Annotated in this window: 25 protein-coding genes; 19 read left to right on the forward strand and 6 right to left on the reverse strand. The window is 57.3% G+C overall.

The annotated features are described in order from the left end of the window. The first annotated feature begins 74 nt into the window (after window positions 1-74). Together P4L78_RS15605 and P4L78_RS15610 are read left to right on the forward strand one after the other, a co-directional pair. The gene (locus tag P4L78_RS15605; RefSeq protein ID WP_309328759.1) at window positions 75-674 is read left to right on the forward strand and encodes a hypothetical protein; all 600 of its coding nucleotides are present in this window, start codon (window positions 75-77) and stop codon (window positions 672-674) included. A gap of 174 nt (window positions 675-848) precedes the next feature. Continuing rightward, window positions 849-1961 carry a ribonucleotide-diphosphate reductase subunit beta gene (locus P4L78_RS15610; RefSeq protein WP_283149091.1) on the forward strand — a complete coding sequence of 371 codons (1113 nt, stop codon included), beginning with the start codon at window positions 849-851 and terminating at the stop codon, window positions 1959-1961. Between the two features lie 237 nt (window positions 1962-2198). Here the strand turns inward: P4L78_RS15610 and P4L78_RS15615 are convergent, their stop codons facing one another. Continuing rightward, window positions 2199-3302: an aldo/keto reductase gene (locus P4L78_RS15615; protein ID WP_283149092.1), complete on the reverse strand. Its 1104-nt coding sequence runs from the start codon at window positions 3300-3302 to the stop codon at window positions 2199-2201. A 117-nt stretch (window positions 3303-3419) separates the two neighbouring features. On the opposite strand from P4L78_RS15615, the gene P4L78_RS15620 reads away from it, so the two are divergent. Further along, entirely contained in the window at window positions 3420-4343 is a 924-nt protein-coding gene (locus P4L78_RS15620; RefSeq protein ID WP_309328761.1) for a LysR family transcriptional regulator, read from the forward strand. Here P4L78_RS15620 and P4L78_RS15625 read toward each other — a convergent pair. Together P4L78_RS15625 and P4L78_RS15630 are read right to left on the reverse strand one after the other, a co-directional pair. After that, window positions 4340-4729, reverse strand: a complete 390-nt coding sequence (locus P4L78_RS15625; protein ID WP_309328763.1) for a cupin domain-containing protein — start codon at window positions 4727-4729, stop codon at window positions 4340-4342. The genes P4L78_RS15620 and P4L78_RS15625 overlap by 4 nt on opposite strands. Before the next feature lie 68 nt (window positions 4730-4797). Next, window positions 4798-5637 carry a DMT family transporter gene (locus P4L78_RS15630; RefSeq protein WP_309328766.1) on the reverse strand — a complete coding sequence of 280 codons (840 nt, stop codon included), beginning with the start codon at window positions 5635-5637 and terminating at the stop codon, window positions 4798-4800. A 105-nt stretch (window positions 5638-5742) separates the two neighbouring features. Here P4L78_RS15630 and P4L78_RS15635 point away from each other — a divergent pair, with 105 nt between their 5' ends. From P4L78_RS15635 to P4L78_RS15645, 3 genes are all read left to right on the forward strand, one after another. After that, on the forward strand, window positions 5743-6414 hold the full coding sequence (locus tag P4L78_RS15635) for a TetR/AcrR family transcriptional regulator (protein WP_309328768.1): 672 nt from the start codon (window positions 5743-5745) through the stop codon (window positions 6412-6414). A gap of 71 nt (window positions 6415-6485) precedes the next feature. Beyond that, window positions 6486-7385 carry an alpha/beta fold hydrolase gene (locus P4L78_RS15640; protein WP_309328770.1) on the forward strand — a complete coding sequence of 300 codons (900 nt, stop codon included), beginning with the start codon at window positions 6486-6488 and terminating at the stop codon, window positions 7383-7385. A 71-nt stretch (window positions 7386-7456) separates the two neighbouring features. Further along, window positions 7457-7900 (forward strand): DUF2214 family protein, encoded by a 444-nt coding sequence (locus tag P4L78_RS15645; protein ID WP_309328772.1) that lies wholly within the window; start codon window positions 7457-7459, stop codon window positions 7898-7900. Window positions 7901-8415: 515 nt separating this feature from the next. Here the strand turns inward: P4L78_RS15645 and P4L78_RS15650 are convergent. After that, entirely contained in the window at window positions 8416-9369 is a 954-nt protein-coding gene (locus P4L78_RS15650) for a LysR family transcriptional regulator (protein WP_309328774.1), read from the reverse strand. Window positions 9370-9598: 229 nt separating this feature from the next. Here P4L78_RS15650 and P4L78_RS15655 point away from each other — a divergent pair, with 229 nt between their 5' ends. The 8 genes from P4L78_RS15655 (at window position 9599) to P4L78_RS15690 (ending at window position 17831) form a co-directional block, all read left to right on the forward strand. After that, window positions 9599-10456, forward strand: a complete 858-nt coding sequence (locus P4L78_RS15655) for a fumarylacetoacetate hydrolase family protein (protein ID WP_309328776.1) — start codon at window positions 9599-9601, stop codon at window positions 10454-10456. A 57-nt stretch (window positions 10457-10513) separates the two neighbouring features. Beyond that, on the forward strand, window positions 10514-11266 hold the full coding sequence (locus tag P4L78_RS15660) for an SDR family NAD(P)-dependent oxidoreductase (protein WP_283149101.1): 753 nt from the start codon (window positions 10514-10516) through the stop codon (window positions 11264-11266). A gap of 96 nt (window positions 11267-11362) precedes the next feature. Further along, a complete protein-coding gene (gene rhmD / locus P4L78_RS15665; protein WP_309328778.1) occupies window positions 11363-12541 on the forward strand; it encodes an L-rhamnonate dehydratase in 1179 nt (392 codons plus the stop codon). 486 nt (window positions 12542-13027) lie between these two features. After that, window positions 13028-13780, forward strand: a complete 753-nt coding sequence (locus tag P4L78_RS15670) for an SDR family NAD(P)-dependent oxidoreductase (protein WP_309328780.1) — start codon at window positions 13028-13030, stop codon at window positions 13778-13780. 113 nt (window positions 13781-13893) lie between these two features. After that, complete coding sequence (gene rhaM, locus P4L78_RS15675; RefSeq protein ID WP_309328782.1) at window positions 13894-14208, forward strand: L-rhamnose mutarotase; 315 nt, start codon at window positions 13894-13896, stop codon at window positions 14206-14208. A 7-nt stretch (window positions 14209-14215) separates the two neighbouring features. After that, window positions 14216-15106 (forward strand): amidohydrolase family protein, encoded by an 891-nt coding sequence (locus P4L78_RS15680; RefSeq protein WP_309328784.1) that lies wholly within the window; start codon window positions 14216-14218, stop codon window positions 15104-15106. Between the two features lie 131 nt (window positions 15107-15237). After that, window positions 15238-16764 (forward strand): sugar ABC transporter ATP-binding protein, encoded by a 1527-nt coding sequence (locus P4L78_RS15685; RefSeq protein ID WP_309328786.1) that lies wholly within the window; start codon window positions 15238-15240, stop codon window positions 16762-16764. A gap of 56 nt (window positions 16765-16820) precedes the next feature. Next, window positions 16821-17831 carry an ABC transporter permease gene (locus P4L78_RS15690; RefSeq protein WP_309328788.1) on the forward strand — a complete coding sequence of 337 codons (1011 nt, stop codon included), beginning with the start codon at window positions 16821-16823 and terminating at the stop codon, window positions 17829-17831. Between the two features lie 559 nt (window positions 17832-18390). Here the strand turns inward: P4L78_RS15690 and P4L78_RS15695 are convergent. Continuing rightward, window positions 18391-18663: a hypothetical protein gene (locus tag P4L78_RS15695; RefSeq protein ID WP_309328790.1), complete on the reverse strand. Its 273-nt coding sequence runs from the start codon at window positions 18661-18663 to the stop codon at window positions 18391-18393. Between the two features lie 143 nt (window positions 18664-18806). On the opposite strand from P4L78_RS15695, the gene P4L78_RS15700 reads away from it, so the two are divergent. Continuing rightward, window positions 18807-19814: an ABC transporter permease gene (locus P4L78_RS15700; RefSeq protein WP_309328792.1), complete on the forward strand. Its 1008-nt coding sequence runs from the start codon at window positions 18807-18809 to the stop codon at window positions 19812-19814. 181 nt (window positions 19815-19995) lie between these two features. Beyond that, entirely contained in the window at window positions 19996-20997 is a 1002-nt protein-coding gene (rhaS, locus tag P4L78_RS15705; RefSeq protein WP_283149110.1) for a rhamnose ABC transporter substrate-binding protein, read from the forward strand. Window positions 20998-21087: 90 nt separating this feature from the next. On the opposite strand, the gene P4L78_RS15710 is transcribed toward rhaS, so the two are convergent. Further along, the gene (locus P4L78_RS15710; RefSeq protein ID WP_283149111.1) at window positions 21088-21876 is read right to left on the reverse strand and encodes a mechanosensitive ion channel family protein; all 789 of its coding nucleotides are present in this window, start codon (window positions 21874-21876) and stop codon (window positions 21088-21090) included. A gap of 244 nt (window positions 21877-22120) precedes the next feature. On the opposite strand from P4L78_RS15710, the gene P4L78_RS15715 reads away from it, so the two are divergent. From P4L78_RS15715 to P4L78_RS15725, 3 genes are read left to right on the forward strand one after another with little or no spacing between them, the layout of a single operon-like run. After that, window positions 22121-22873, forward strand: a complete 753-nt coding sequence (locus tag P4L78_RS15715) for a (Fe-S)-binding protein (protein ID WP_309328795.1) — start codon at window positions 22121-22123, stop codon at window positions 22871-22873. Further along, on the forward strand, window positions 22870-24291 hold the full coding sequence (locus P4L78_RS15720) for a lactate utilization protein B (protein ID WP_309328797.1): 1422 nt from the start codon (window positions 22870-22872) through the stop codon (window positions 24289-24291). The genes P4L78_RS15715 and P4L78_RS15720 overlap by 4 nt, the downstream gene beginning before the upstream one ends. After that, the gene (locus P4L78_RS15725) at window positions 24288-24860 is read left to right on the forward strand and encodes an LUD domain-containing protein (RefSeq protein ID WP_309328799.1); all 573 of its coding nucleotides are present in this window, start codon (window positions 24288-24290) and stop codon (window positions 24858-24860) included. Before P4L78_RS15720 ends, P4L78_RS15725 begins: the two co-directional genes overlap by 4 nt. Window positions 24861-24871: the final 11 nt, after the last annotated feature.

Below are 24871 nucleotides of genomic sequence, written 5' to 3' on the forward strand. Positions count from 1 at the left end.
GATCGAAATAGCCAGGCGGAACAACGTTTTGCCTGTAGACAGGTCCAAATGGTTTGCCCAGAGGGTTTGCCACAATGCTGAAGCGGCTGTTGCTGTTATTGACTTGCATCGTGCTGTTATCGGCTTGCGCCACCAGGCCGCAACTCTCCACCACTGGCATTATGGTGCCGCCAGCGGGGCAGGCTTATGCGGTACTGGCCATTACGTTTACCAGTTTTGATCGCGACACCACCAATACCAGCGTGGTGCTGCAAGGCCCGATGGGCCAGAAAGAATATTTTGCCCAAGTCATGACGGACTTTATCCGCGACGCGGGCGATATCCCGGATACGCCGGGCAAGCTGCACCTGATTACCTTGCCGCCGGGCCACTACACCATGCCGATGGCTTGGGGGCGCTGGAATGACGGCAGCGATACGATCATGTTCAGCCACCATGTAGACCGGATACCGCTGAACCTGCAGTTTGATGTTGCAGCGGGCGAAGTGATTTACCTGGGCGATGTGCATCTGGATTTGAACCTGCGATCCAGTGCGCGGTTAAGCGATCAGCATGCCCGGGATTTCAACCATATAAAAACCATCTGGAAAGTGCCGGATACCTCCAGCATCCAGATTCGCTTGCCGCAACCGATACCGGGAACGGCAACGCCAGCAGTACAGTCCGCGCAATAGCGGGGCAGCATCGCCACTGATGCATGCAACTACGGCAACAAGAAGAGTGCCAGAAATACACGAACGAGCGGAGTGCGCAGATGAATCACTTCATCGCTATCTGACTGATTCAAAGTACATAATTTGATTTTTACTCATTCTGATTAATTTAGAGTTATTTGAAAGGACCAACCCATGCTGAGTTTTGACGACGACATCGTTTCCGCCCCGGCCCCCAAGCCTGCTGCCCCCGCTGCCAGCACTCATGCTGTACCGGCATCGGCCATCAGCAACCGTGTGCGCGCCGACGACAAACGCGTCATCAACGGCACTACCGACGTCAACCAGCTGGTGCCGTTTAAGCACAAATGGGCGTGGGAAAAATATCTGGCGCAGTGTGCAAACCACTGGATGCCGCAAGAAGTGAACATGCAGCGCGACATCGAACTGTGGAAAAGCCCCAATGGCCTGACCGACGACGAACGCCGTTTGGTGAAGCGCAACCTGGGCTTCTTTGTGACCGCCGATTCGCTGGCTGCCAACAACATCGTGCTGGGCACGTATCGCCAGATCACCTCGCCAGAATGCCGCCAGTTCTTGCTGCGCCAGGCGTTTGACGAAGCCATTCACACCCACGCTTACCAATACATTGTGGAAAGTCTGGGCCTGGACGAAGGCGAAGTGTTCAACGCCTACCAGGAAGTGGCGTCGATCCGCGACAAAGACGAATTCCTGATCCCGTTCATCAATGTGCTGACCAACCCGGAATTCAAAACCGGCACGCTGGAAACCGATCAGCAACTGCTGCGTTCGATCATCGTGTTTGCCTGCATCATGGAAGGCCTGTTCTTCTATGTCGGCTTTGTGCAAATCCTGGCGTTGGGCCGCCAGAACAAGATGACCGGCGCTGCGGAACAGTATCAATACATCCTGCGTGATGAATCGATGCACTGCAATTTCGGCATCGACTTGATCAACACCATCAAGCAAGAAAACCCGCAACTATGGACTGAACCGTTCAAAAACGAAATCTATGACCTGTTCAAAAAGGCCGTAGAACTCGAATATGCCTACGCCGAAGACACCATGCCGCGCGGCGTGCTGGGCCTGAACGCCAGCCAGTTCAAAGAATACCTGCGCTTCATCGCCAACCGCCGCCTGCAACAAATCGGCCTGGAAGCTTTGTTCCCAGGCGTCTCCAATCCATTCCCATGGATGAGCGAGATGATCGACTTGAAGAAAGAAAAGAATTTCTTTGAGACTCGGGTAACTGAGTATCAGACGGGTGGGGCGTTGAGCTGGGATTGAGGTTGTGTGTTTGAAGAAAAAAGCCGCTTTATGCGGCTTTTTTCTTTTAGGTTTTTAGAAAAGCATCGTAGCCCGTATGAAGCGCAGCGAGAATCCGGGGTGGCAATGTATCACTGGTTCATCTGCATATATCTTGGCGAATATGGCAACCCCGGATTCCCGCCTGCGGCTTCGTCCGGGCTACATGATCGAGTCATTTCTGTAGCCCAGATGAAGCGTGGCGAGAAGCCCGCCCGTTTATTCCTGCGCCGGAGGTACTACCGTTGCTGGCGCAAAACTCGTCGGCTGGCTGGCCACGGTTACTCCGCCATGAATGCGATGCTGGTGGTTGTCGGCAAACATGTAATACGGAAACGGCCGGGCTGGTTCGCTGGCTTGATCCAGTCGCGCAACCAGTTCGGTGGGGATATCGAACTCCAGCGAGCGCAGGGTTTGCTGCAGCTGTTCCGGTTTGGTGGCGCCGACGATCACGCTGGCAACGCCTTTGCGGTGAGACAGCCAGTTAAGCGCCACTTGCGCCATTGGGCGGTTGAGTTCGTTGGCGACTTTTTCCAGCTCGGCCACGATTGCAAAATTGCGTGGGGTCAGTTTTTCAAAGCCGGGCGAGGGTTTGTCTGCCACTTGCTGCAAACGCCCATCGCCAAACTGGCCGCCCTGGCTGGGTTTGTATTTGCCAGACAACAAGCCCATCGCCAGCGGGCTCCAGGTGACCAGGCCCATGCCCAGTTCAGTAGCCAGATCAGCAAATTCAAGCTCGGCGTTGCGCTCAATCATCGAGTATTCCAGCTGCATGGCGGCGACCGGCTCGTAGCCGCGCCACTGCGCAATGGTTTGGGCGCGACCAGCATACCAGGCAGGCGTATCGGACAAACCCACGTAGCGGATCTTGCCTGCGCGCACGGCATCGTCCATGGTACGCATCACTTCTTCCACTGGTGTCATGCGGTCCCACGTATGCAGGTAGTAAAGGTCGATGTAGTCCGTGCCCATGCGCTTGAGCGAGCCATCCAGCGCGCGCATCAGGTTTTTGCGATGGTTGCCGCCCGCGTTGGGGTTGCCGGGTTCGGCGTTGTAGCTGTATTTGGTCGCCAGCACGATCCGATCGCGCACGCCGCGCTCGGCAATGAATTCACCCAGCCATTGCTCGCTGGTGCCGCCGGTGTACAGGTCGGCGGTATCGACAAAGTTGCCGCCATGTTCCAGGTAAATATCAAACAGACTTTTGGCCGTATCGCGTTCTGTACCCCAGCCCCATTCGGTGCCAAAGGTCATGGTGCCCAGTGAGAACGGGCTGACGCGCAAACCGGAACGGCCCAGCAGGTTGTAAGTGGCGGTAGTCATGATGTAGCTCCTTGAATTGGCGAGAAGAAGAGCCATCCCGGTGGGCGACTCGGTGTTGACGGAACCCATATTGCTCTGCTTAATTGTGAAGAAAAATGCCATATGGATTGATAGACCATGAAGAAAAACTTCAAAATGGACGCCGCCCAATTGCCCGCATTGCTGGCCTTTGAGCGAGTGGCGCGACACGGCAACTTCAGCAAGGCGGCAGATGAAATGGGCGTGTCGCCGTCGGCGTTGTCGCAAACCATCCGCAACCTGGAAGCGCGCACCGGCATTCATTTGCTCAATCGCACCACGCGCAAGGTGAGTGTGACGGAGGCGGGCATGCGCTTGCTGGCCGGAGCCGCTCCCGGGCTGGCGCAGATCGAAGCCGCGCTGCTTGATCTGGAAGACTTTCGCGATCAGCCCGCAGGAACGCTGCGCATCAACCTGCCGCGCATTGCCTATCGCACCATCATTGCCCCGCATCTGGCCGGGTTCATGCAGACGTATCCCGATTTGCGGCTGGAGTTCCGTATGGAAGAGGGGATGAGCGACATTGTGGGAGACGGTTTTGATGCGGGCATCCGCTTTGGCGAAAGCGTGGCGCGCGATATGGTCGCCGCGCGCATTGGCGGTCCGCGCCGCATTGCGGTTGCCGCTACACCCGCGTACCTGAACCAGCGTAGGCGTCCGCAAACGCCTGAAGACTTGCTGCAGCATGATTGTCTGCGCTATCGCTTTGTCACCAGCGGGCGTTTGTATAACTGGGAGTTCACGCGCGACGGGCGCGAGTTTGAAATCGAACTGGATGGCCGGCTGGTTTACAACGACATTTACGACATGATCGACGCCGCCCGCCACGGCTTGGGGCTGGTGCACGTGACCGAAGACGTGATCGCCGCAGAACTGGCCAGTGGCGAACTGGAGCGCGTACTGGAGCCTTGGTGCACGCCCTTTGCCGGGTTCTTTTTGTATTACGCCAACCGCACGTGGATGCCACGCAAATTGCGGGTTTTCATCGACTGGTTTCAGCAGGCTAATGCCGCCAGCGTCTAGATCCAGACATCATTCTGCGCGGTGCGCTCGCCGCCGACCTCGCCGGTATTGAGCACGCCGCGTGGTTCGATCAACAGCATCTGTACTTCGCTTTGCGCATACGGTTTGTGCTCAACGCCCTTGGGGACGACATACATTTCGCCCGGCCGCAGATGCACCGCGCCATCACGAAAATCAATACGCAAATCGCCAGCCAGCACGATGAAGGTTTCGTCGGTATCGGCATGCGAATGCCAGACAAAATCGCCTTCAATCCTTACCACCTTGAACTGGTAATCGTTCATTTCGGCGACGACTTTGGGCGCCCATTGCTCGGCAAATAACGCCAACTTCTGCGCAAAATTGATGGCCTGGTATTGCTGTGCCGTTGTGCTGATGTCTGACATGGTGATGTGCCCATTTCTCGAAGTTGAACAGCTAGAACCCGAACCGGATTAATCCCGGAGAGGATCGCTCAGCGTTGCCTTTGCACGATGACCAGCACAATCCCGCCCAGAATGGCGACAGATGCCACCAGCAGGCGAAAACCAAATGGCTCACCCAAAAACAGAATGCCGCCCATGGCCGCCAGTGCGGGCACACTCAATTGCACCGTTGCTGCGGTAGTCGCTTTAAGCCCGGGCAACACGGCGTACCAGATGGCGTAGCCAATGCCGGAAGCCAGCGCACCCGATGCCAGCGCATACGCCAGACCAGCCGGGTCTACGCTTGCGCTGCGCCACTGCAGCAAACTGCAGAGCAGGGCAATGGGAACCGCTCGCGCAAAGTTGCCGGCCGTAACACGGGTAGGATCGCCCGCCCCGCGACCACGCAACGAATACACGCCCCAGGCCACGCCTGCGCCAATCATCAGCAAAGAGGCTTGCAGCGGTGGTGCAGTCAGACCGGGTAACAGCAGACCGATCACGCCCGCCGCCGCCAGCAGCAATCCCAGCCATTGCATGGCTCGCAGCCGTTCGCCGCGCCATAGGCCATGGCTAATCATGCTGATTTGTACCGCGCCGAATAACAGCAAGGCGCCCGTGGCTGCTGGCAGATTGACATACGCAAACGAGAAGCCCGCTGCGTAAATCAGCAGCGCTACCGCAGACTTCCAGCTCCCTTGCCCTCGTGCGGAGCTGGTTCGCGTACGCGCCAGCAAATACAACACAGCTGCACCGGATGCCAGGCGAACACTGGTAAAGCTGGCCGGATCGATAGTGGTGTGGCGCAACGCCATGCGGCAAAGCAACGAATTGCCAGCAAAGGCGATCATGGCCAACAGGGTCAGACAGGAAACGCGTAATGGAGACATTGTTCGTTATGAACTTTGATCTGGATAAACTGCGCCAGCGTAGCAGTTTGATCCGGAACAGAGTAGGGCGCCGAAAACCGTTCAGCGCCGATCAAGATATGTTGATTGAATAAAACGACCGACCGTGCTAATTTTCAGCGCATGGGCAAAGGCGAACAGAAACGGCAAGACATCATCGAGCACGCATTGCTGCTCGCGGGCAAAGTCGGGCTGGAAGGCCTGAGCCTGGGCGGCCTGGCGGCGAGCATGGAGATTTCCAAGAGCGGGCTGTTTGCGCATTTCAAATCCAAAGAGGCGCTGCAGTTAGCGGTGCTGGAACTGGCTTGCGAACGGTTTGCGGCCGAAGTACTGGTGCCAGCAGTGGCTTTGCCACGTGGGCAAAAGCGCTTGAACGGCTTGTTTGAGCATTATCTGGCCTGGATACGCGGCCAGACCAGTCAGGGCAGTTGCATCTTTATGGCGCTGGCCCACGAATATGATGATCGCCCCGGCGAGATTCGCGATGTACTGGTGCAAAGCTGGCGTGACTTTGGCGGTTCTGTGGCGCGCGTGGCCGCTACCGCTATCACCGAAGGCGAGTTTCGCCCGGATTGTGACCCAGCCCAGTTTGCCTTTGAGTTCGTCGGCATTGTCATGGTGTTCCAGCACGCACACAAACTGCTGGGAGAAACGCAGGCCGAAGCGCGGGCTCGTCTGGCCTTCAAGCGCTTGATGCGTTCTTACCGCATTGTTGAATCCAGCCCGTCGCCGCGCAACGTACCGTTTGATGCGGCTTGAATGCGCGCGCAGCGATAGTAAAACCAGACCGTCATATCGAATCCCGTTCCACCCAATTACGGAGCCGCACCATGAACCAGGCCGACGCCAAAGTGATCTCTGCAAAAAATAGCACGACCGGTCGTTCTTACGAGCCGCCCGCGCCGAAGTGGCTCAAAACCGGCCTGCGGACGCTGGACGTGGTGATGCCGCGCACCGCAGCCAGTGTGTTGCAGCGCTTGTTCACTACTCCGCCGCGCCCCGCGCTACGCCCGGACGAAGCTGCCGTGCTAGCGCAAGCCCGGCGCTGGCAGGGTCGCGTGCGCGGCATGGCGATGTCGGGCTATGAATGGGGAAATCCGGACGACCCGGCCGTGTTGTTGATTCATGGTTGGGGCGGGCATGCCGGGCATATGTCGGGCATGGTTGAGCCATTGCTGGCGGCGGGTTATCGCGTGCTGGCGGTGGATGTGCCGGGTCACGGCGATTCACCGCCCGGGCAAGTGGCATTGCCACATTTTCACGAAGCCATTGAAGAAATGGCCAGCCGCGCCGGGCGGGATTCGGTACAGGGCTTGATTGCGCATTCGTTCGGCGCAGCGGCAGCAACCTATGGTTTGTCGCGGGGATTGCAGATTCCGCGCGTGGTATTTGTCGGGCCAATGACGCAATTTGGCGCGCTCTGGGCGGCGGTACAGGCGCGCACCGGCGTTTCGCAGCGTTTGGTACAGCGCATGATTTCCCGTATGGAAGCACGGTTTTGTCTGGGCTTTGACGAGATCGAGCCCGTAGTGCTGGCCGGGCAATTGCAAACCCCGCTACTGGTGCTGCATGACCTGCATGACGACAAGGTGGCGATTGGCCAAGGTGAAGCGCTGGTGGCCAACTGGCGTGGGGCAGCGCTGCGCACCAGCTCACAACTGGGCCATCTGAAAATACTGAAAGACCAAGCCAGCGTGGCAGCGGCAGTCGGTTTTTTGCAGCGCGCCTAAAGCGGGGGTGATGTTTGATCAATCTGGTCTAACATCATGAGACTAACCCCCGGAGCGCTGGAACCATGACCATGAGTTGGCTACTGGCTGCGATACATCTACTGGGCGTGTGCATTGCCTTCGTCGCAATCTGGTGCCGCGCCCGCGCGCTGGGTCGGGTACACGGTTACGCCGATCTGGCGCCGGTCTTTGCCGCTGATTCGGTCTGGGGACTGAGTGCGCTGCTATTGGTCCTCACCGGCCTCACCCGGGCATTTGGCGGGTTCGAGAAAGGCACAGAATACTACGGCCACCAGCCGTTCTTTCATATCAAAATGGGCTGTCTGGTGGTGGTTCTGCTGCTGGAAATCTACCCGATGATCACCCTGCTGCGCTGGCGCATCGCCCGCAAGGACACGCGCCCATCCAACTTGGCCGTGGTGGGGCGACTGGCGCAGATCAGTTATGTGCAGAATGGGTTGCTGGTGGTGATGGTGTTGGCTGCAACGGCGATGGCGCGGGGGATTGAGTTGTAGCGACTTGCGCGTGAGAGTGTGCTTTAAGTGCCTATCGGCACGGTGTTGAAATGCGTTTGATACCCCGGGGTGCCGGGGAGCACGTTTCTTTCTTTTGCGTCGCCAAAAGAAAGAAACCAAAGAAAAGGCGACCCGGGCGCAAGCGCCGACGGGGCCCGAAGTCAAAAGCCGAAACGAACAGACTGCTTGCCAGGTATCTTTACGCGCATTCTGTGTTCCCTCGATCGGCCGGAGCCTAAGGTCTCCGGCTCTCGGTCGGCGTGTTCTGCGGTTTTGTCTGCCAGGTAAAAACCAAAACCGACGTAGCGTAGGGTGGATTCGGAGTAAAGCGGCAATCCACCAGTTGCTGACCCAACCTATAGCCCGGATGAAGCGCTAGCGGGAATCCGGGGCAGCAACGCTACAACAGGCCACTGGCGAAAAGTATTCCAGCGGAATCAACCCCGGATTCTCACTGCGTTCCATCCGGGCTACAGGGTTTGCGTGGGCACTGACCATGTGAACTGGGCCGCCAATCAAACCGCCGCCACCCGCGCCTGCAGCGCCATCCTTCGCACAATCTCAATAAACTCCACCCCAATCCCACTCAGCGTTTCGCCTTTACGCGTCAACAACCCAAATGGCGCCAGATTCTGCCCAATGGCCAAGGGCAGGGCGGTGAGCAGCTTGGCTGTGAGGTGGTCGCGCAGAACAGGTTCTGCCAAAGCGGTGACTGCATCGCTGCGTTGTACCAACTGCAACGTCGCGAAGATCGAATCACATTCAACGGTATTGACCGGTGTTGCGGTGTGATTATGTTCGAACTCGCGTTCCAGCACTTGGCGTGCCGGACTGGCGAGCGGCTGTAGCACCCACGGCCATTTGGCCAGTTCGGCCAGCGTGATGCTGTCACGCCCGGCCAGCGCATGGCCGCTGCGCACCACCACTTTCATCACTTCATTGCCCAGTGGTTCAAAGTCCAGCCAGTTGTGCTGATTCAGCTCAGAAAACCGCCCAATCGCAAAATCCACTTTGCCTTGTTCCAGCAGATCAATCAGTTGATCGCTGGTTTCGCCTTTGATGCGGATGCGCAGCAGTGGCTTGCGGGTTTTGAGTTCCGAGACTGACTGCGCGACCAGATCTGGCGCTGCGCCCATGATGGTGCCGATGATCAACTGCCCAAAACCACCTTGCTGCCACAACTGCAGGCTATCGGCGCAACGCTGCAAGCCGCCCAGGGTAGTGCGGGCAAAGCGGATGACCTCTTCGCCCACCGCCGTGGGCCGCACACCGCGTGCTAGTCGCTCGAAAAGCGTGCAATCCAGAAACTCTTCCACTTCTTGCAGCATGCGCGTGGCTGCGGGCTGCGACATGGCTAGCGTTTCCGCTGCCTGATGCAAGTTGCCGTGGTCGGCCAGCGACACCAGCAAGAACAAATGTTTGTAGCGCAGGCGATGTAACAACGATTGATAAAAATATTGTTTGAGCATTGCGGTGCACCATTCCAGTGGATTGATCTGTCTTCAGTGTATTGATTTGTATGATTTAAATTACAAATGCTGCGGTCGCATAAAGTGATTGTGCGATACCTTTTACTTATCGAATATAACCAAATTCGCATTGGTCAGGTATTTCACGGCGGGTTAAAACTGTAGCCATTGCAAACGAACTACGTGTTTGGCCGACTCGATGTCGGTGCATCGCACGAGGAGAAGCTTGATGAAATTGCTGCGTTTCGGCCCTGCTGGCCACGAAAAACCCGGTCTGGTCGATGCCAATGGCGTAATCCGGGATCTCTCCGCGGTGGTCGATGACATTGGCGGCGCCACGCTATTGCCGGGCAGTCTGGCCAAACTCAAGGATGTAAAACCCGAAACGCTGCCGACCGCGCCAGCCGGTGCCCGAATCGGGCCGTGTGTGGCGGGCGTGGGCAAGATCATTTGCGTGGGGCTGAACTACAGCGACCACGCCAAAGAATCAAATATGGCGATCCCGACCGAACCGATCCTGTTCATGAAGCCGGTCAGTTCCATTTGTGGGCCGAACGATCATGTGGAAATCCCGCGTGGTGGCGAGAAGACCGACTGGGAAGTCGAGCTGGGCGTGGTGATCGGCAAAACCGCCAAATATGTCGAGAAAGAACACGCGCTGGAACACGTAGCCGGTTACTGCGTGGTGAACGATGTGTCCGAGCGCGCTTTTCAGCTGGAACGTGGTGGCCAGTGGGACAAGGGTAAAGGTCACGACACTTTCGCCCCCATCGGCCCTTGGCTGGTCACGCGTGACGAAGTGCCAGACCCGCAAAACCTGGCGATGTGGCTGGACGTGGATGGCCACCGTTATCAGAACGGCAGCACCCAAACCATGATTTTTGATGTGGCTACGCTGGTGTCGTACATCAGCCAGTTCATGACGCTACAGCCCGGCGATGTGATTGCCACCGGCACACCGCCCGGTGTGGGTCTGGGCCAGAAGCCGCCGGTATACCTGCACGCCGGGCAAACCATGAAATTGGGTATTGCCGGTTTGGGCGAACAAACGCAGCTAACCGTGCCAGCGAAAGTGCCGGGTCGCTAAGGCGACAGACAGGTAGGGCAGGCACAAGCCGCCTTTCAAGATCGCAAAGGAAACCAGATGAACCAGCTAGACCTCAATAACCGCGTTGCCATCATCACCGGCGGCGCTCGTGGTATCGGCTACGGCTCGGCCCAACGCATGCTGCAATCGGGTGCCAGCGTGGCGCTGTGGGACATCGATGCCAAACGCCTGGATGAAGCCGCCAGCGAGCTCTCCAAGCTGGGCAAGGTCAGCGTACATGCGCTGGATCTGACTGACACCGCCGCCGTAAATGCCGCCGCTGAGGCCACCGTTGCTGCGCACGGCAAAATCGACATTCTGGTCAACAACGCGGGCATTACCGGCGGCAACGGCCTGACTTGGGAACTCGACCCCAAAGGCTGGGCGCGGGTGATTGAAGTTAATCTGGTTGCGCCGTTCCTGGTCTGTCACGCGGTCATCCCGAAAATGCTGGAAAACGGCTATGGCCGGATTGTGAATGTGGCCTCGATTGCCGGTAAAGAAGGCAACCCGACCGCCTCGCACTACAGCGCCTCCAAGGCCGGTTTGATCGGCCTGACCAAATCGCTGGGTAAAGAGTTGGCGACCAAAAACATCATCGTCAATTGCATTACCCCAGCAGCCGCCAAGACCGAAATCTTCGATCAGATGGCGCAGCAGCATATCGATTACATGCTGTCCAAAATCCCGATGGGGCGCTTCTTGCAGGTGGATGAAGTCGCCGCATTGATTGGCTGGCTCAGCTCTGAAGATTGCTCGTTCACCACTGGGGGTGTGATCGACATCTCCGGCGGCCGTGCAACGTATTAAGCGTTTGTAGGGTTTGCACACTGCATGTGCGAACGCGGGTAATTGAACGGTGCGCACCCGTGCGCACCCTACCGTAATAAAGGGCGAAGCATGAGCATGCCAACCATCAAACATATCCGCGCTTTCACCGTGCGCGGCGGCGGGGCGGATTACCACGATCAGGGCGGCGGTCACTGGATTGACGACCATATCGCCACGCCGATGAGCAAGTACGAGCAATACCGCCAAAGTCGCCAGTCCTTCGGCATCAACGCGCTTGGCACACTGGTGGTTGAGGTTGAGGCCAGCGATGGCACGGTGGGTTTTGCCGTAACTACGGGCGGCGAAATTGGCGCGTTCATTGTAGAGAAACACCTGGCGCGTTTTATCGAAGGCCAGAAGGTGACCGACATTGAAAAAATGTGGGACCAGATGTTCAACGCCACGCTGTATTACGGCCGCAAAGGCGTGGTGATCAATACGATCTCCGGCGTTGATCTGGCGCTGTGGGATTTGCTGGCCAAGGTTCGCGGCGAACCGGTGCATCAATTGCTGGGCGGCCCGGTGCGCGATCAACTGCAGTTTTACGCCACTGGCGCGCGGCCTGATCTGGCCAAAGAAATGGGCTTTATCGGCGGCAAGATGCCACTTCATCACGGCCCGGCCGAAGGCGAAGAAGGCCTGAAAAAGAACCTGGCCATGATCGAAGACATGCGCAACCGCGTGGGCGACGACTTCTGGCTGATGCTCGATTGCTGGATGAGCCTGGACGTTAACTACGCCACCAAATTGGCGACCAAGGCGCATCAATACGGCCTGAAATGGATTGAAGAAGCGCTGCCGCCAGATGACTACTGGGGCTACGCCGAACTGCGCAAAAACGTACCCAAAGGCATGTTGGTGACCACCGGCGAACACGAAGCGACGCGCTGGGGTTTTCGTCTGCTGCTGGAAATGGGTTGCTGCGACATCATCCAGCCGGACGTGGGCTGGTGCGGCGGCATTACCGAACTGATCAAAATTTCCGCCTTGGCCGACGCGCACAACGCGCTGGTCGTGCCTCATGGCTCATCGGTCTACAGCTATCACTTTGTCATTACCCGCCATAACAGCCCGTTTGCCGAGTTTTTGATGATGGCGCCCAAGGCTGACCAGGTGGTGCCGATGTTTAACCCGTTATTGCTGGATGAGCCGGTGCCAGTGAATGGACGGATGTCCGCCAGCGCGCTGGATAAGCCTGGGTTTGGGGTGAGGTTGAATCCGGAGTGCAAGTTGTTTAGGCCTTATGAGCATTGATTTTGCGTAGTTGGTTTTATGTGCCTTTGGCACAAGTAAAGGCATTTGATACCCGGGGGTGCCCGGGAGTACGTTTCTTTTCTTTGCGTCGCCAAAGAAAAGAAACCAAAAGTCCCGCAGAGCGGGATAGCAAAAGGCGACCCCGCTGCCGCAAGGGGGCCCAAGTTCAAAAACCGAAACAAACCATCTGTTTGGCGGGGGCTTTTACGCGCATCCTGCGTTCCCTCGGTCGGCGTGGTTTGCCGCATGGATTGCCAGCGACAGAGCAGTAACCGTGATGTAGACCGGATGAAGCGTGCCCCTCGGGGGTACCCCTACAAAGCTCTTGGAGAACACGTATGACTGTTGCAGCGGGGAAGCGGGAATCCGGGGTTGCGATGTAACAATGAACAACGGTGGCTGAATTTTGCCCATTTCGTCTCCCGGATTGCTTCGCGAATCCGGGCTACAGATGCAGAACGCAACAAGAATTCGCTGGAGAAACACATGCTGTTAAAAGACAAAACTGTCATCGTCACCGGTGGCTCTCGGGGTATCGGCAAGGCTGTAGCCATTGCCTGCGCTCAGCACGGCGCCAACGTGGTGGTCAGCCATCACAGCCACGCCGATGAAACCGTCGCGGCGATCAAGGCGTTGGGCCGTGGCGTGGTGGCGGTGAAAGGCGATGTGGCTGATCCGCAAACTGGCCACCTGCTGGTACAAGCTGCCGTGGAGAACTTTGGCGGTGTCGATGTGTTGGTCAGCAACGCGGGTATCTGCCCGTTCCACGCTTTTCTGGACATGCCACTGGAAACCTTCCAGCGCACCATGGAAGTCAACCTGCACGGCGCGTTCTACGTGACCCAGGCCGTGGCTAACCAGATGAAAAACCAGGGCCGGGGCGGGGCGATTGTCGCAGTGAGTTCGATCTCTGCACTGGTCGGCGGCGAGTTCCAGACCCACTACACGCCGACTAAAGCTGGTGTGCATTCGCTGATGCAATCGTGTGCGATTGCGCTGGGTAAGTACGGCATTCGCTGTAACTCGGTGATGCCGGGCACGATTCTTACCGACATCAACAAAGATGATTTGTCCGACCCGGAAAAGGTTGCGTATTTCGAGAAACGTATCCCGCTGGGCCGCTTTGGCCAGCCGGAAGACCTGGGCGGTGCGGTGGTGTTTTTGGCATCGGATATGGCCGCGTATGTGACTGGTGCATCGCTGCTAGTGGACGGTGGTTTGTTTGTGAATTTGCAGTAAATCCCGGGATGTAGGGTTTGCACGTTTTTTGTGCGAACGCGTTCAAAGATTTTCCGGGAGTCACGGTGCGCATAAATGCACACCCTACAAAAGCATTGAAAACGGAAAACAACATGCAAACCCACGCATTCCGAATGCAGCTCAACCCTGGCATGAAAGCCGAATACCAGCGCCGCCATGACGAAATCTGGCCAGAACTGGTAGACGCGCTCAAAGCTGTCGGGATTAGCGATTACTGGATTTTTCTGGACGAACAAACGCATAGCCTGTTTGGCGTGCTCAAGGCGACTGAAGACCACAGCATGGACGATTTGCCCAAGCTGCCGATCATGCGCAAATGGTGGGATTACATGGCCGATGTGATGTTGGTTGAGCCGGATAACAAGCCGCAGCAATGGGCGCTCACACCAGTGTTTCACCTGGAGTAACAAGGTCATGACGCTACAGATTGTTGATCCTCATATTCACCTCTGGGCACCGGGCACGCTGCGCTACCCGTGGATGGAGAGTGATGCGGTTGGTTTTAACGGTGACACGGCGGCCATCAAAAAACCGTACTTGCCGGCGGATCTGCTGGCTGATGCCGGGGACGCAGTACAGGTGCTCAAGGCCGTGCACATCGAAGCGATCCCCGAAGATCAACTGGGCGAAACCCAATGGGTGCAATCGCTGGCCAACGATCCAGCCAACATCCCGCTGGCGATCGTCGCGGCGGCAGATTTATCACAGCCAGACGTGGAACACCTGCTGGCTGCGCACGCTGAATACCGCAATGTGCGCGGCATTCGGCAAATTCTGAACGTGCATGAAAACCCGTTTTATGACTACGTTGGCCGCCATTACATGAACGAGGTGCAGTGGCGGCGCAATTTCAAATTGCTGGCAAAGTACAAGTTGTCGTTCGACATGCAGTTGTATCCGTCGCAAATGCCTGCCGCCGCCGTGCTGGCGCGAGACAACCCGGATACGACATTCGTCATTAACCACGCTGGCATGTTTGTAGATCGCAACAGCGTGGATGGCTGGCGCCAGTGGCACGAAGGTCTGATGGCATTGGCCGCGTTGCCGAATGTGTCGGTCAAGATCAGCGGGCTGGGGATGTTTGACCACCAATGGACGGTCGAAAGCCTGCGCCCGTATGTGCTGACAGTGATCGAGATTTTTGGGGCAGAACGTTGCATGTTTGCTTCGAATTTTCCGGTCGACAAGCTGTACAGCAGCTACCCGGCGATCTGGCAGGCGTTCGCGCAGATTGTGGCGGATGCCAGCAATGAAGAAAAAGCGCAGTTGTTCCGGCTGAATGCCGAACGGGTTTACCGGATTTGAGTTTTTGATAGCCATCGCCGTTTCAAGGGTTGGCGGGTATGCAGGAAGTAGGGTGCGCATTCATGCGCACCGAACATTGAATGCGTTCGCACGCAGTGCGTGCAAACCCTACGTATACCAAGGAATATTTGATGGATTCGAGTGCAATGCAACCCCGGCTGGAATTACGCGGCGCCAGTAAAGCGTTTGGTGAGGTCCAGGCCTTGCTCAACGGCTGCCTGTCGCTGTATCCGGGCGAAGTCCATGCCTTGTTGGGCGAGAACGGCGCGGGTAAATCGACGCTGGTGAAGATTCTGGCGGGTGTACACAAGCCCGATACCGGCGCGTTGATCATCGACGGGGTGCAACGCCATTTTGCCTGGCCATCGGACGCGCTGGAAGCCGGTATCGCAGTCATCTATCAGGAACCGACGCTGTTTGCCGATCTTTCGATTGCCGAGAACATTTATATGCGGCGCCAGCCGGTGGACAAGTTCGGGCGCATTCGTTACGACGAAATGAATCGCTGGACCCAGGAAATGCTTAACTCGCTGGGCGTGTCGCTCAAGGCCACGCAACTGGTGCGCGGTTTGTCGATTGCCGATCAGCAAGTGGTGGAGATTGCCAAAGCGCTGTCGCTCAACGCCAACGTGTTGATCATGGATGAGCCGACCGCCGCGCTCTCCAAGCCCGAAGTCGAGCGCCTGTTTGCGGTGGCCGAGCGCTTGCGCGGCACCAACGTGGCCATTCTGTTTATCACCCACCGGCTGGAAGAAGTGTTCCGCCTGGCGCAACGCATCACCATCATGCGCGACGGTGCGGCGGTGCATTTTGCCGAAACCCATGAAATGAACCACGACAGCATCGTCGCCAAAATGGTCGGGCGTGATCTCTCCACCTATTACCCCAAGGCCGAAGTCGAATTCGGTGAAGTCGGCTTGTCGGTGCGCAATCTCACGCGTCCCGGCGTGTTTCGCGATATCTCGTTTGATGTGCGCAAAGGCGAAATCGTGGCGTTGTCCGGCTTGGTCGGTGCCGGGCGCAGCGAAGTAGCGCGGGCCATCTTTGGGGTCGATCCAGTTGAGTCGGGCCAGGTGTGGGTGGAAGGCAAACAACTCAAGCTGGGCCAGCCGTCCACCGCCGTAAAAGCCGGTGTGGCACTGGTGCCGGAAGACCGCCGCCAGCAAGGCTTGGCGCTGGATATGCCAATCTCACGCAATGCCTCGCTCACCGTGTTGCAACGGCTGGTGCGTTACGGGCTGATCTCGGGCAAATCCGAACGTGATCTGGCCACCACTTGGGGCAACAAACTCAAACTCAAGGCCCACACCGTCGATGCGCCTGCCGGGACGCTCTCTGGCGGCAATCAGCAAAAAGTGGTGCTGGGCAAATGGCTGGCGACCAATCCGCACGTGTTGATCATTGACGAACCTACTCGTGGCATCGACGTCGGTGCGAAGGCGGAGGTCTATCAGACCATGACTGATCTGGTGAAAAACGGCATGGCGGTGTTGATGATCTCCAGCGAACTGCCCGAAGTGCTGGGCATGGCTGATCGCGTACTGGTCATGCACGAAGGCCGCATCACGGCGGATATTCCGCGCAGCGAAGCTAACGAAGAACGCATCATGGCCGCCGCGTTGGGCCAGATGGAAAACGGCGTGAGGCAAGCAGCATGAACGTGTCCTCGATCATTCATCCCACTCCTTCGGTTCACTCAGCAGGCGCACCACCCATGCCACAGAAACAACAAGAACCGCAGCGCTGGGCATTAACGCTTGCCCGCAACCGTGAAAGCACATTGCTGGTGGTGCTGGTGCTGTTGATTGTGGGCACTTCGCTGGCCAACCCGGCCTTCCTGAGCTGGCATAACGCGCGTGACGTGCTGTTGAACGTGGCCATCACCGCCATCCTTACCGCTGGCATGACCGTGGTGATGCTGATGCGGCATATCGATTTGTCGATCAGTTCCACGCTGGGCATCACCGCCTATGCCGTGGGCTCGTTGTTTATCGCGATACCGGGTTTGCCGATTCCGCTGGCGGTGTTTGCCGGTGTATTGATCGGGCTGTTTGCCGGTTGTATCAACGGCGCGCTGGTCACGGTAGGCCGGGTGCCGTCGCTGGTGGCAACGCTATCTACGCTCTACATCTTTCGCGGCATTGATTATGCGTGGGTCCACGGCGGCCAGATCAACGCCACCAGCTTGCCAGACGCGTTCTCGCATATCGCCAACGGCAATTTTTTCGGCCTGCCGCTGCTGGTAATCATCGCCGCCGTGGTGCTGATTGCGGTGGGCTATTACCTCAAGTTCTATCGTGGCGGCCGCGAGTTTTACGCCATCGGCTCCAATCCTGAAGCCGCTACGCTGGCCGGTATTCGTGTCAACAAACGGGTGTTCAACGGTTTTGCTTTATCTGGCGCACTGGCTGGTTTGGCCGGGGTGTTGTGGCTGGCGCGGTTTGGTACGGTGGATGCCAGCACTGGTAAAGGCGTGGAGTTGCAAGTGGTTGCTGCGGCGGTGGTGGGGAGCGTGGCGATTACCGGTGGTGTGGGCAATGTGTGGGGTGCCACGCTGGGTGCGCTGCTGCTGGGGGTGATCAATATTTCGCTGGTGGTATTGCGGGTGTCGTCGTTCTGGCAACTGGCGATCCAGGGCGGGTTGATTGTGCTGGCGATTGTGGGGGATACGTTGTTGTCGCGGCAGATTGCGAAGTGGTCGGTGAGGAAGCGTGAGCATGCTTGAGATTGTGGGGCGTAGGGTGGATTCGGCGCGAAGTCCGTAGCCCGGATGAAGCTGCCCCTCGGGGGTCCCCCACAAAGTCGCTGGACGTTGCGTATGACAGTTGCAGTGGGGTAGCGGGAATCCGGGGGCAGGGTGTCAATAAGCTGATAACGCTGACTTGTTAGTGCCTTCGGCACGGTTTGATTGAGATACCCGGTGGTGACCGGGAGCACGTTTCTTTTCTTTGAGTCGCCAAAGAAAAGAAACCAAAAGAAAGGCGACCCGACAGCGCAAGCGCAAACGGGGCCCAAGGTCAAAAGCCGTGCCCCTCGGGGGTACCCCCACAATGCCGTTACGCGTATCGGATGCAAGTTGCAGGGGGAAACGAACAGTTTGTGTATCAGGGTTCTTTGCGCGGCTCCGCCGTTCCCTCGGTCGGCCGGAGCCTGAGGTCTCCGGCTCTCGGTCGGCGTGGTAAGCATGGATGATGAGCCTGGAAGGAACAGCAGATATTAGTCCCCCTCTTTTTCAAAGAGGGGTTAGGGGAGATTGGGTTTTGGAGTGGACCAGGCCGCAGTGGTTAATCCCCCATTGCAGCCATCTCCCCCAGCCCCTCTTCCAGAAGAGGGGAGCTAAAAGCAACAGCAACAGCAACAGCAACAGCAACAGCAACAGCAACAGCAACAGCAACAGCAACAGCAACAGCAACAGCAACAGCAACAGCAACAGCAACAGCAACAGCAATGGCAGAAACCTTTGGCAGCACCAGAGCCTCGTCATTCCCGCGGAGGCGGGAATCCAGTGCAACAGTGAACGGTTGTGGTAGCAACGAAAAACAATGGGCACTCGCCAACAGACGAAATGCTTTTAACCCCCCGGATGCCACTGCCGAAGGAGTGTCGGGAAATCTTAGGCTCCCGGCCACCGCCGGGTATGAAAACACCGTGCCGAAGGCACTTAAGAATCACCAGTAGCAGATACACAAAGGCACAACAAATGCTCCAAACCCAAAAACTGCAACGCACCTTCGGCTGGGAAGGGATGCTCTGCGTGGTGCTGGTTCTCTCGCTTTCGCTGGGCCGTTTGCTGTCGCCAGAGTTCCTGGGCGCAGCCAATGTCTCCAACTTGCTGGCGGACTTCACCGAAATCGCCCTCATGGCATTGCCCATGACGCTGATCATTGTTGCGGCAGAAATCGACCTGTCGGTCGCGTCAGTCATGGGTATGTCCAGCAGCCTGATGGGCGTGCTGTGGCATATGGGTTTGCCAATGCCCTTGGTCATTACGCTGGTACTACTTGGCGGCATTGCGGCGGGGTTGTTTAACGGGTTGGTGATTGTGCGCCTGGGTTTGCCGTCGCTGGCGATCACCATCGGCACCATGGCCATGTTTCGCGGGTTCTCTTATTTGCTGCTGGGCGATCAGGCGATTGCGGATTTTCCAGCCAATTACACGGCGTTTGGTATTGGTTCGATTGGCGATACCTTTTTGCCGCAGCCGTTTGTACTGGTGATCATCGCCGCGATCCTGTTCACGGTGTTGCTCCAGTCCACCGCTTTTGGTCGCAGTTTGTATGCCATCGGCAGCAACCAGACTGCTGCGCATTTCTCCGGCATTGATGTCGCCAAAACCAAGATCAAATTGTTTGTGATGTCCGGGCTGATGAGCGCCATCGCTGGCGTGGTTTATACGCTGCGCTTTTCCAGCGCTCGCGGCGATAACGGTGAAGGCTTTGAGTTATCGGTCGTCGCGGCGGTGCTGTTTGGCGGGGTGTCGATCTTTGGCGGCAAGGGCTCGCTGATTGGCGTGTTGTTGTCACTGGTGATTATCGGCGTGCTGAAAAACGCGCTGACGCTGTACGACGTTTCCAGCGAAGTGCTGACGATTGTCACTGGCTTGCTGTTGTTGTCGTCAGTGCTGGTGCCCAACCTGGTCCAGCGCGCGAAAGAAATGCGGCAGAAACGGGCGATTGCGGCGCGGGCTGCAGCGGTGATCACACCGTAGCCCGGATTCCCGCCTGCGGCTCCATCCGGGCTACGGGACACGTTGTAGGGCGGGTGCAACCCGCCATGCAGGCACCACAAAGAACAAGCAGTAAAAAACTCAAGGCCGGAACAAGGCTGGGGGTAGTACCCAAAAACCACGGTCGGCATTTTTGACCGCACCACTGACGAGGAGTCGACTCATGCGTAGAAACATCAAGTTGCTTGCAGTACCGGCACTACTGGCGGCGTTGCTGTGTGCCACAGCGTTTGGCGCAGGTCTGAAAAAGGATCTCAAGATTGCGTTCCTGCCCAAACAGATCAACAACCCGTATGAAGTGATTGCCGATAACGGCGGTCTGGAAGCCATCAAAGAGATGGGCGGGATCGGCAAGGTGGTCGGGCCGTCCGATGCGGGTGCGTCTTCACAGGTGTCGTATATCAACACGCTGATTACGCAAAAGCAGAATGCCATCGTGATCGCTGCCAATGATGCCAACGCTGTAGTGCCTTATCTGAAAAAGGCCCAAGCCCAGGGTATCAAAGTAGTGACGTTTGATTCGGACACCGCGCCAGAAGGCCGCACGCTGTTTATCAACCAGGCCGATAGCGAATCCATTGGCCGTGGCCAGATTCAGTTGCTGTCCAAGCTGATTGGTGGCGAAGGCGAATTTGCCGTGCTGTCGGCCACACCGAACGCCACTAACCAGAATACCTGGATCAAGTGGATGGAAGAGGAACTGAAAAAGCCGGAATACGCCAAGATCAAGCTGGTGAAAGTGGCCTACGGTAACGACGACGACCAAAAATCCTTCGTCGAAACTCAAGGTCTGCTGCAAGCGTATCCAAACCTGAAAGCGATCGTGGCGCCAACCACCGTGGGTATTTCCGCTGCGGCGCGTTATATCTCCACTTCGCCCAAGAAAGGCACGTTTGTGGTGACTGGTCTGGGTACACCTAACCAGATGCGCGCCTTCGTGAAGAACGGCACAGTGAAAGCGTTCCAATTGTGGGATCCGGGTGCTTTGGGTTACCTGGCTGCTTACGCTGCGGCTAACCTGGCTTCGGGCACCATCACCGGCAAGGAAGGCGATACCTTTGAAGCTGGCAAGTTGGGTAAACGCACCGTCGGCAAGAGCGGCGAGGTCATTCTTGGACCACCGACCACGTTTGATGCATCCAATATTGATAACTTCAACTTCTGATTGATGTGAGAACGGGCGGACTTAGCTTGCGGGCTGCCATCTGAACTGAGCCGCCGTGTTCTTGGTACAAAACCATCAAACATCAAAGCATTAAACCCGTTGGGCCAGTGCTGCCGTCTTCTTCAACTCTGGCGGTACCTGGCCCAACAGCTCACTTTTCACCGCGAGGAAGTCGGCGTTTTGCGTCCACGCATACACCGTGATTTTGGTGCCAATATCGGTAAAGTCAGACACGACCACGTTCGGCGCCGGTTCGGCCAAAATGCGCGAATCCGCTTCAATCAACGAGCGCAGCTTGTCGATGGCGGTCGAGACTTCGGTATGCGGCACCACCATGCTGGCGTCGATGCGGCGGGTGGCGTTGACCGTGTAATTGGTAATGGCGCTGCTCCACAACTGGCTGTTCGGCACAAACATGCCTTGGCCGTCGGGTTTGGTCAGCCGCGTATAAAACAGGCTGATTTCTTTGACCGACCCGGCGACGGTGCCACTGCCTTCAATGTAATCGCCTACCCGAAACGGGCGCAGCAGCAAAATCATGAAACCCGCGGCGATGTTCTGCAGCGTGCCTTGCAGCGCCAGGCCAATTGCCAAACCCGCCGCACCCAAAGCCGCGACGATACTGGTGGTGCGCACGCCAAAGCGATCCAGCGCCGCAGTCAGCGCGATCAGGCGGATGGCCCACATCACAATACTGGTCAAGATCGGGCGAATGGTGACGTCGGCGCTGGTTTTGGCCAGCGAGCGCATCAACAGCGCGCTAAGGCGGTTAGACAACCACCAGCCAATAATCAGAATCAGCGCGGCCAGCATGGCGTCCACGCCAAAGTTCATCAAGTTACGCAATACCCATTCCGAAGTGATCTGCATGGTTGGCATGGGGTTCTCCTGTTCAAAGTTATCGATGTTTTATATAGGCAACCCGTACGGGTTTTCCGGGTTGCGTCCGCTGATTTGATGCGGACAATCACTAGTACGACTGACATCGCCGCTTCATGTTCCGCTCGTGGCAAAAACCCGCAGCGCAGCCTGGTGGCAGATTAAGCCACATACGTTTACGAATATCCGTTGTTGTTACCGGCACACCGCCTGCAAGCGGTGTACTCAACCAGGACTGTGACGCATGCGAGTTGCCTTGTTTGTACCGTGTTTTATCGATTCGTTTTTCCCGGAAGTGGGCGTCGCCACGCTTGAATTGCTGGAACGACTGGGCTGCGAGGTGGTTTATCCATTCGATCAGACCTGTTGCGGCCAGCCCATGGGCAATAGCGGTTGTGAAGCCGATGCCCGCGCCGCCGAGGCATTGTTTGTGCGCAACTTTGCCGATTACGACTACGTGGTTTCGCCCAGCGGCAGTTGCGTGCACCACGTGCGCGATCACCTCACCGCCGTGGAACAAGACAGCACTACCCACAAAGTGCGGGCGTCTACTTATGAACTGGTGGAGTTTTTGCACGATATCCTGCAAGTGCGGCAGTTTCCGTGGGCCGAATTTCCGCACAAGGTGGGATTGCATAACAGTTGCGGTACTTTGCGGCGACTGGGTCACGCCAAACCCAGTGAATTGAATGTGCCCGACTGGTCCAAACCGCTGGATTTGCTGCGCGGTGTCAAAGGCATTGAGTTGGTCATGCCACAGCGTCCGGATGAATGCTGTGGCTTTGGTGGCACCTTTTGCGTGACCGAAGAACCGGTTTCCGCCCGCATGGGTTACGACAAAGTCCGCGATCATTCCGGCGCAGGAGCCGAATATATTGTGTCGGCGGATATGTCCTGTTTGATGCATCAAAAGGGCTGTGCCGAACGCCTGGGCTTGCCGCTCAAGTTCATCCATATCGCGCAAATTCTCAACGGTGATCAGGGAGTAATGGCATGAGCGCGGTATTGGGTAAAAAGGCGGGCAAAAAGAGCGTCGATCACGTCAAGATATCGCGCGAGTTCATCGCCGATGAGCCGCACATTGCGTTCCACGACAAGCGTCTGTGGACACTGCGCACGCTGCGCGATGGCCAGGCCAATGCCATCCCGGAATGGGAAGAACTGCGCGTGCTGGCCTCTGGCATCAAAGAACACACGCTGACGCATCTGGCCGATTACCTGGAAGAGTTCGAGCGCAACGCCACCGCCAATGGCGTGACGGTGCATTGGGCCAAAGATGCGGCGGAACACAATCGCATCGTGCACGAGATTCTGGCCGCCAGAAACGTCGATACGCTGGTGAAGAGTAAATCCATGCTCACCGAAGAATGCGAGATGCGGCCATATCTGGAAGCGCGCGGCATTACGGTGGTGGAGACTGACCTCGGCGAGCGCATTCAGCAACTGGATGACGAGCCGCCAACCCACATCGTCGTGCCTGCCGTGCACAAACTGGCGACCGATGTCGCCGAAGTGTTCGCCGATACCATCGGCACGGATCGCAACAATGCCGATCCGCACTATCTGGCCGAAGGCATGCGCCAGGACACGCGGCCGTATTTTTTGAAAGCCGGTGCGGGCATGACTGGTGCCAACTTTGCCGTCGCGGAAACCGGCACTGTGGTCACCTGTACCAACGAAGGCAACGCGGATTTGTCTGGCAACGTGCCGCCGCTCTATATCGCCAGCATCGGCATCGAAAAGATCATTCCCAAAATGGAACACCTGGGTGTGTTTATCCGCATGCTGTCGCGCAGCGCGCTCGGATCGCCCATCACCCAATACACCTCACACTTTCGCGGCCCGCGTGACGGCGGCGAATCGCATTACATTCTGGTGGATAACGGCCGCAGTGAACGCTTGGCGATGGATGACTTCTGGTATTCGCTCAAGTGCATCCGCTGCGGTGCCTGCATGAATACCTGCCCGGTGTACCGGCGCAGTGGCGGGCTCAGTTATGGCGGCGTTTACGCCGGGCCGATTGGGGCGATCATCAATCCGACGTTTGATCTGAAAAAATATTCCGCGCTGCCGTTTGCCAGCACGCTCAATGGCAGTTGCACCAATGTTTGCCCGGTGAAGATCAATATCCACGAGCAAATCTACAAATGGCGGCAGATTGTGGTGGAGCAGGGCGAAGTGTCGTTTGTGAAAAAAGAAGCAATGAAAATGGCTGGCAAGGTGTTGGCTGATCCCAAGCGCTATCGGCAGTGGACGGCAGGCACCAACAAAGCACTGGCCGGTCTGCCACGTTCATTTCTCTACAACCCGTTCAATGCCTGGGGCAAACAGCGTGAACTGCCAGAACCACCCAAACAGACTTTCCACCAGTGGTATGCCGCCAATCGGCAAGCTAAAGAGGAGGGCGAACAATGAGCAGCCGTGATGCAATTCTGGGTGCTCTGCGCGGTGCTGGCCGCACGCCAACGCCGTTGCCGGAAGTGCCATTGTTTGATGCAGACCTGCCGCCCGCGTTTGAGCAATTCAAAGTGGCACTGGCGAAGATGGGCGGCCAATGGCTGGGCGCGCCTGCCAACCTCGATGGCTGGATTGCCACACGCTTTCCTGATGCCAAAGTCATCTGCTCGGCAGTGGCGGAAACAGACGGCACGCGACGGATTGAAACGGTGACTGAACCGGCCGCGCTGGATGACGTAGACGTTGGCATCGTACGGGCACGCTTTGGCGTGGCGGAAACCGGTTCAGTGTGGTTGTCAGAAGACGAATACAAGGTGAATGCACTGGGTTACCTGGCGCAACATCTGATCGTGCTGCTCGACCCGGCCAGCATTGTGCCGAATCTGCATCACGCCTATCACCAGCGCGGGTTTCATGAGGCGCGCTATTGCGTATTGATGACCGGGCCCTCGGCCACGGCGGATATCGAAGGAGTGCTGATTCGCGGTGCGCAGGGTGTGCGTAGTTTGACTGTGATCGGGATGTAGCATTTCGTCGG

This window comes from Silvimonas sp. (assembly GCF_031291215.1).
In the GTDB taxonomy this organism is placed as follows: Bacteria; Pseudomonadota; Gammaproteobacteria; order Burkholderiales; family Chitinibacteraceae; genus Silvimonas; species Silvimonas soli.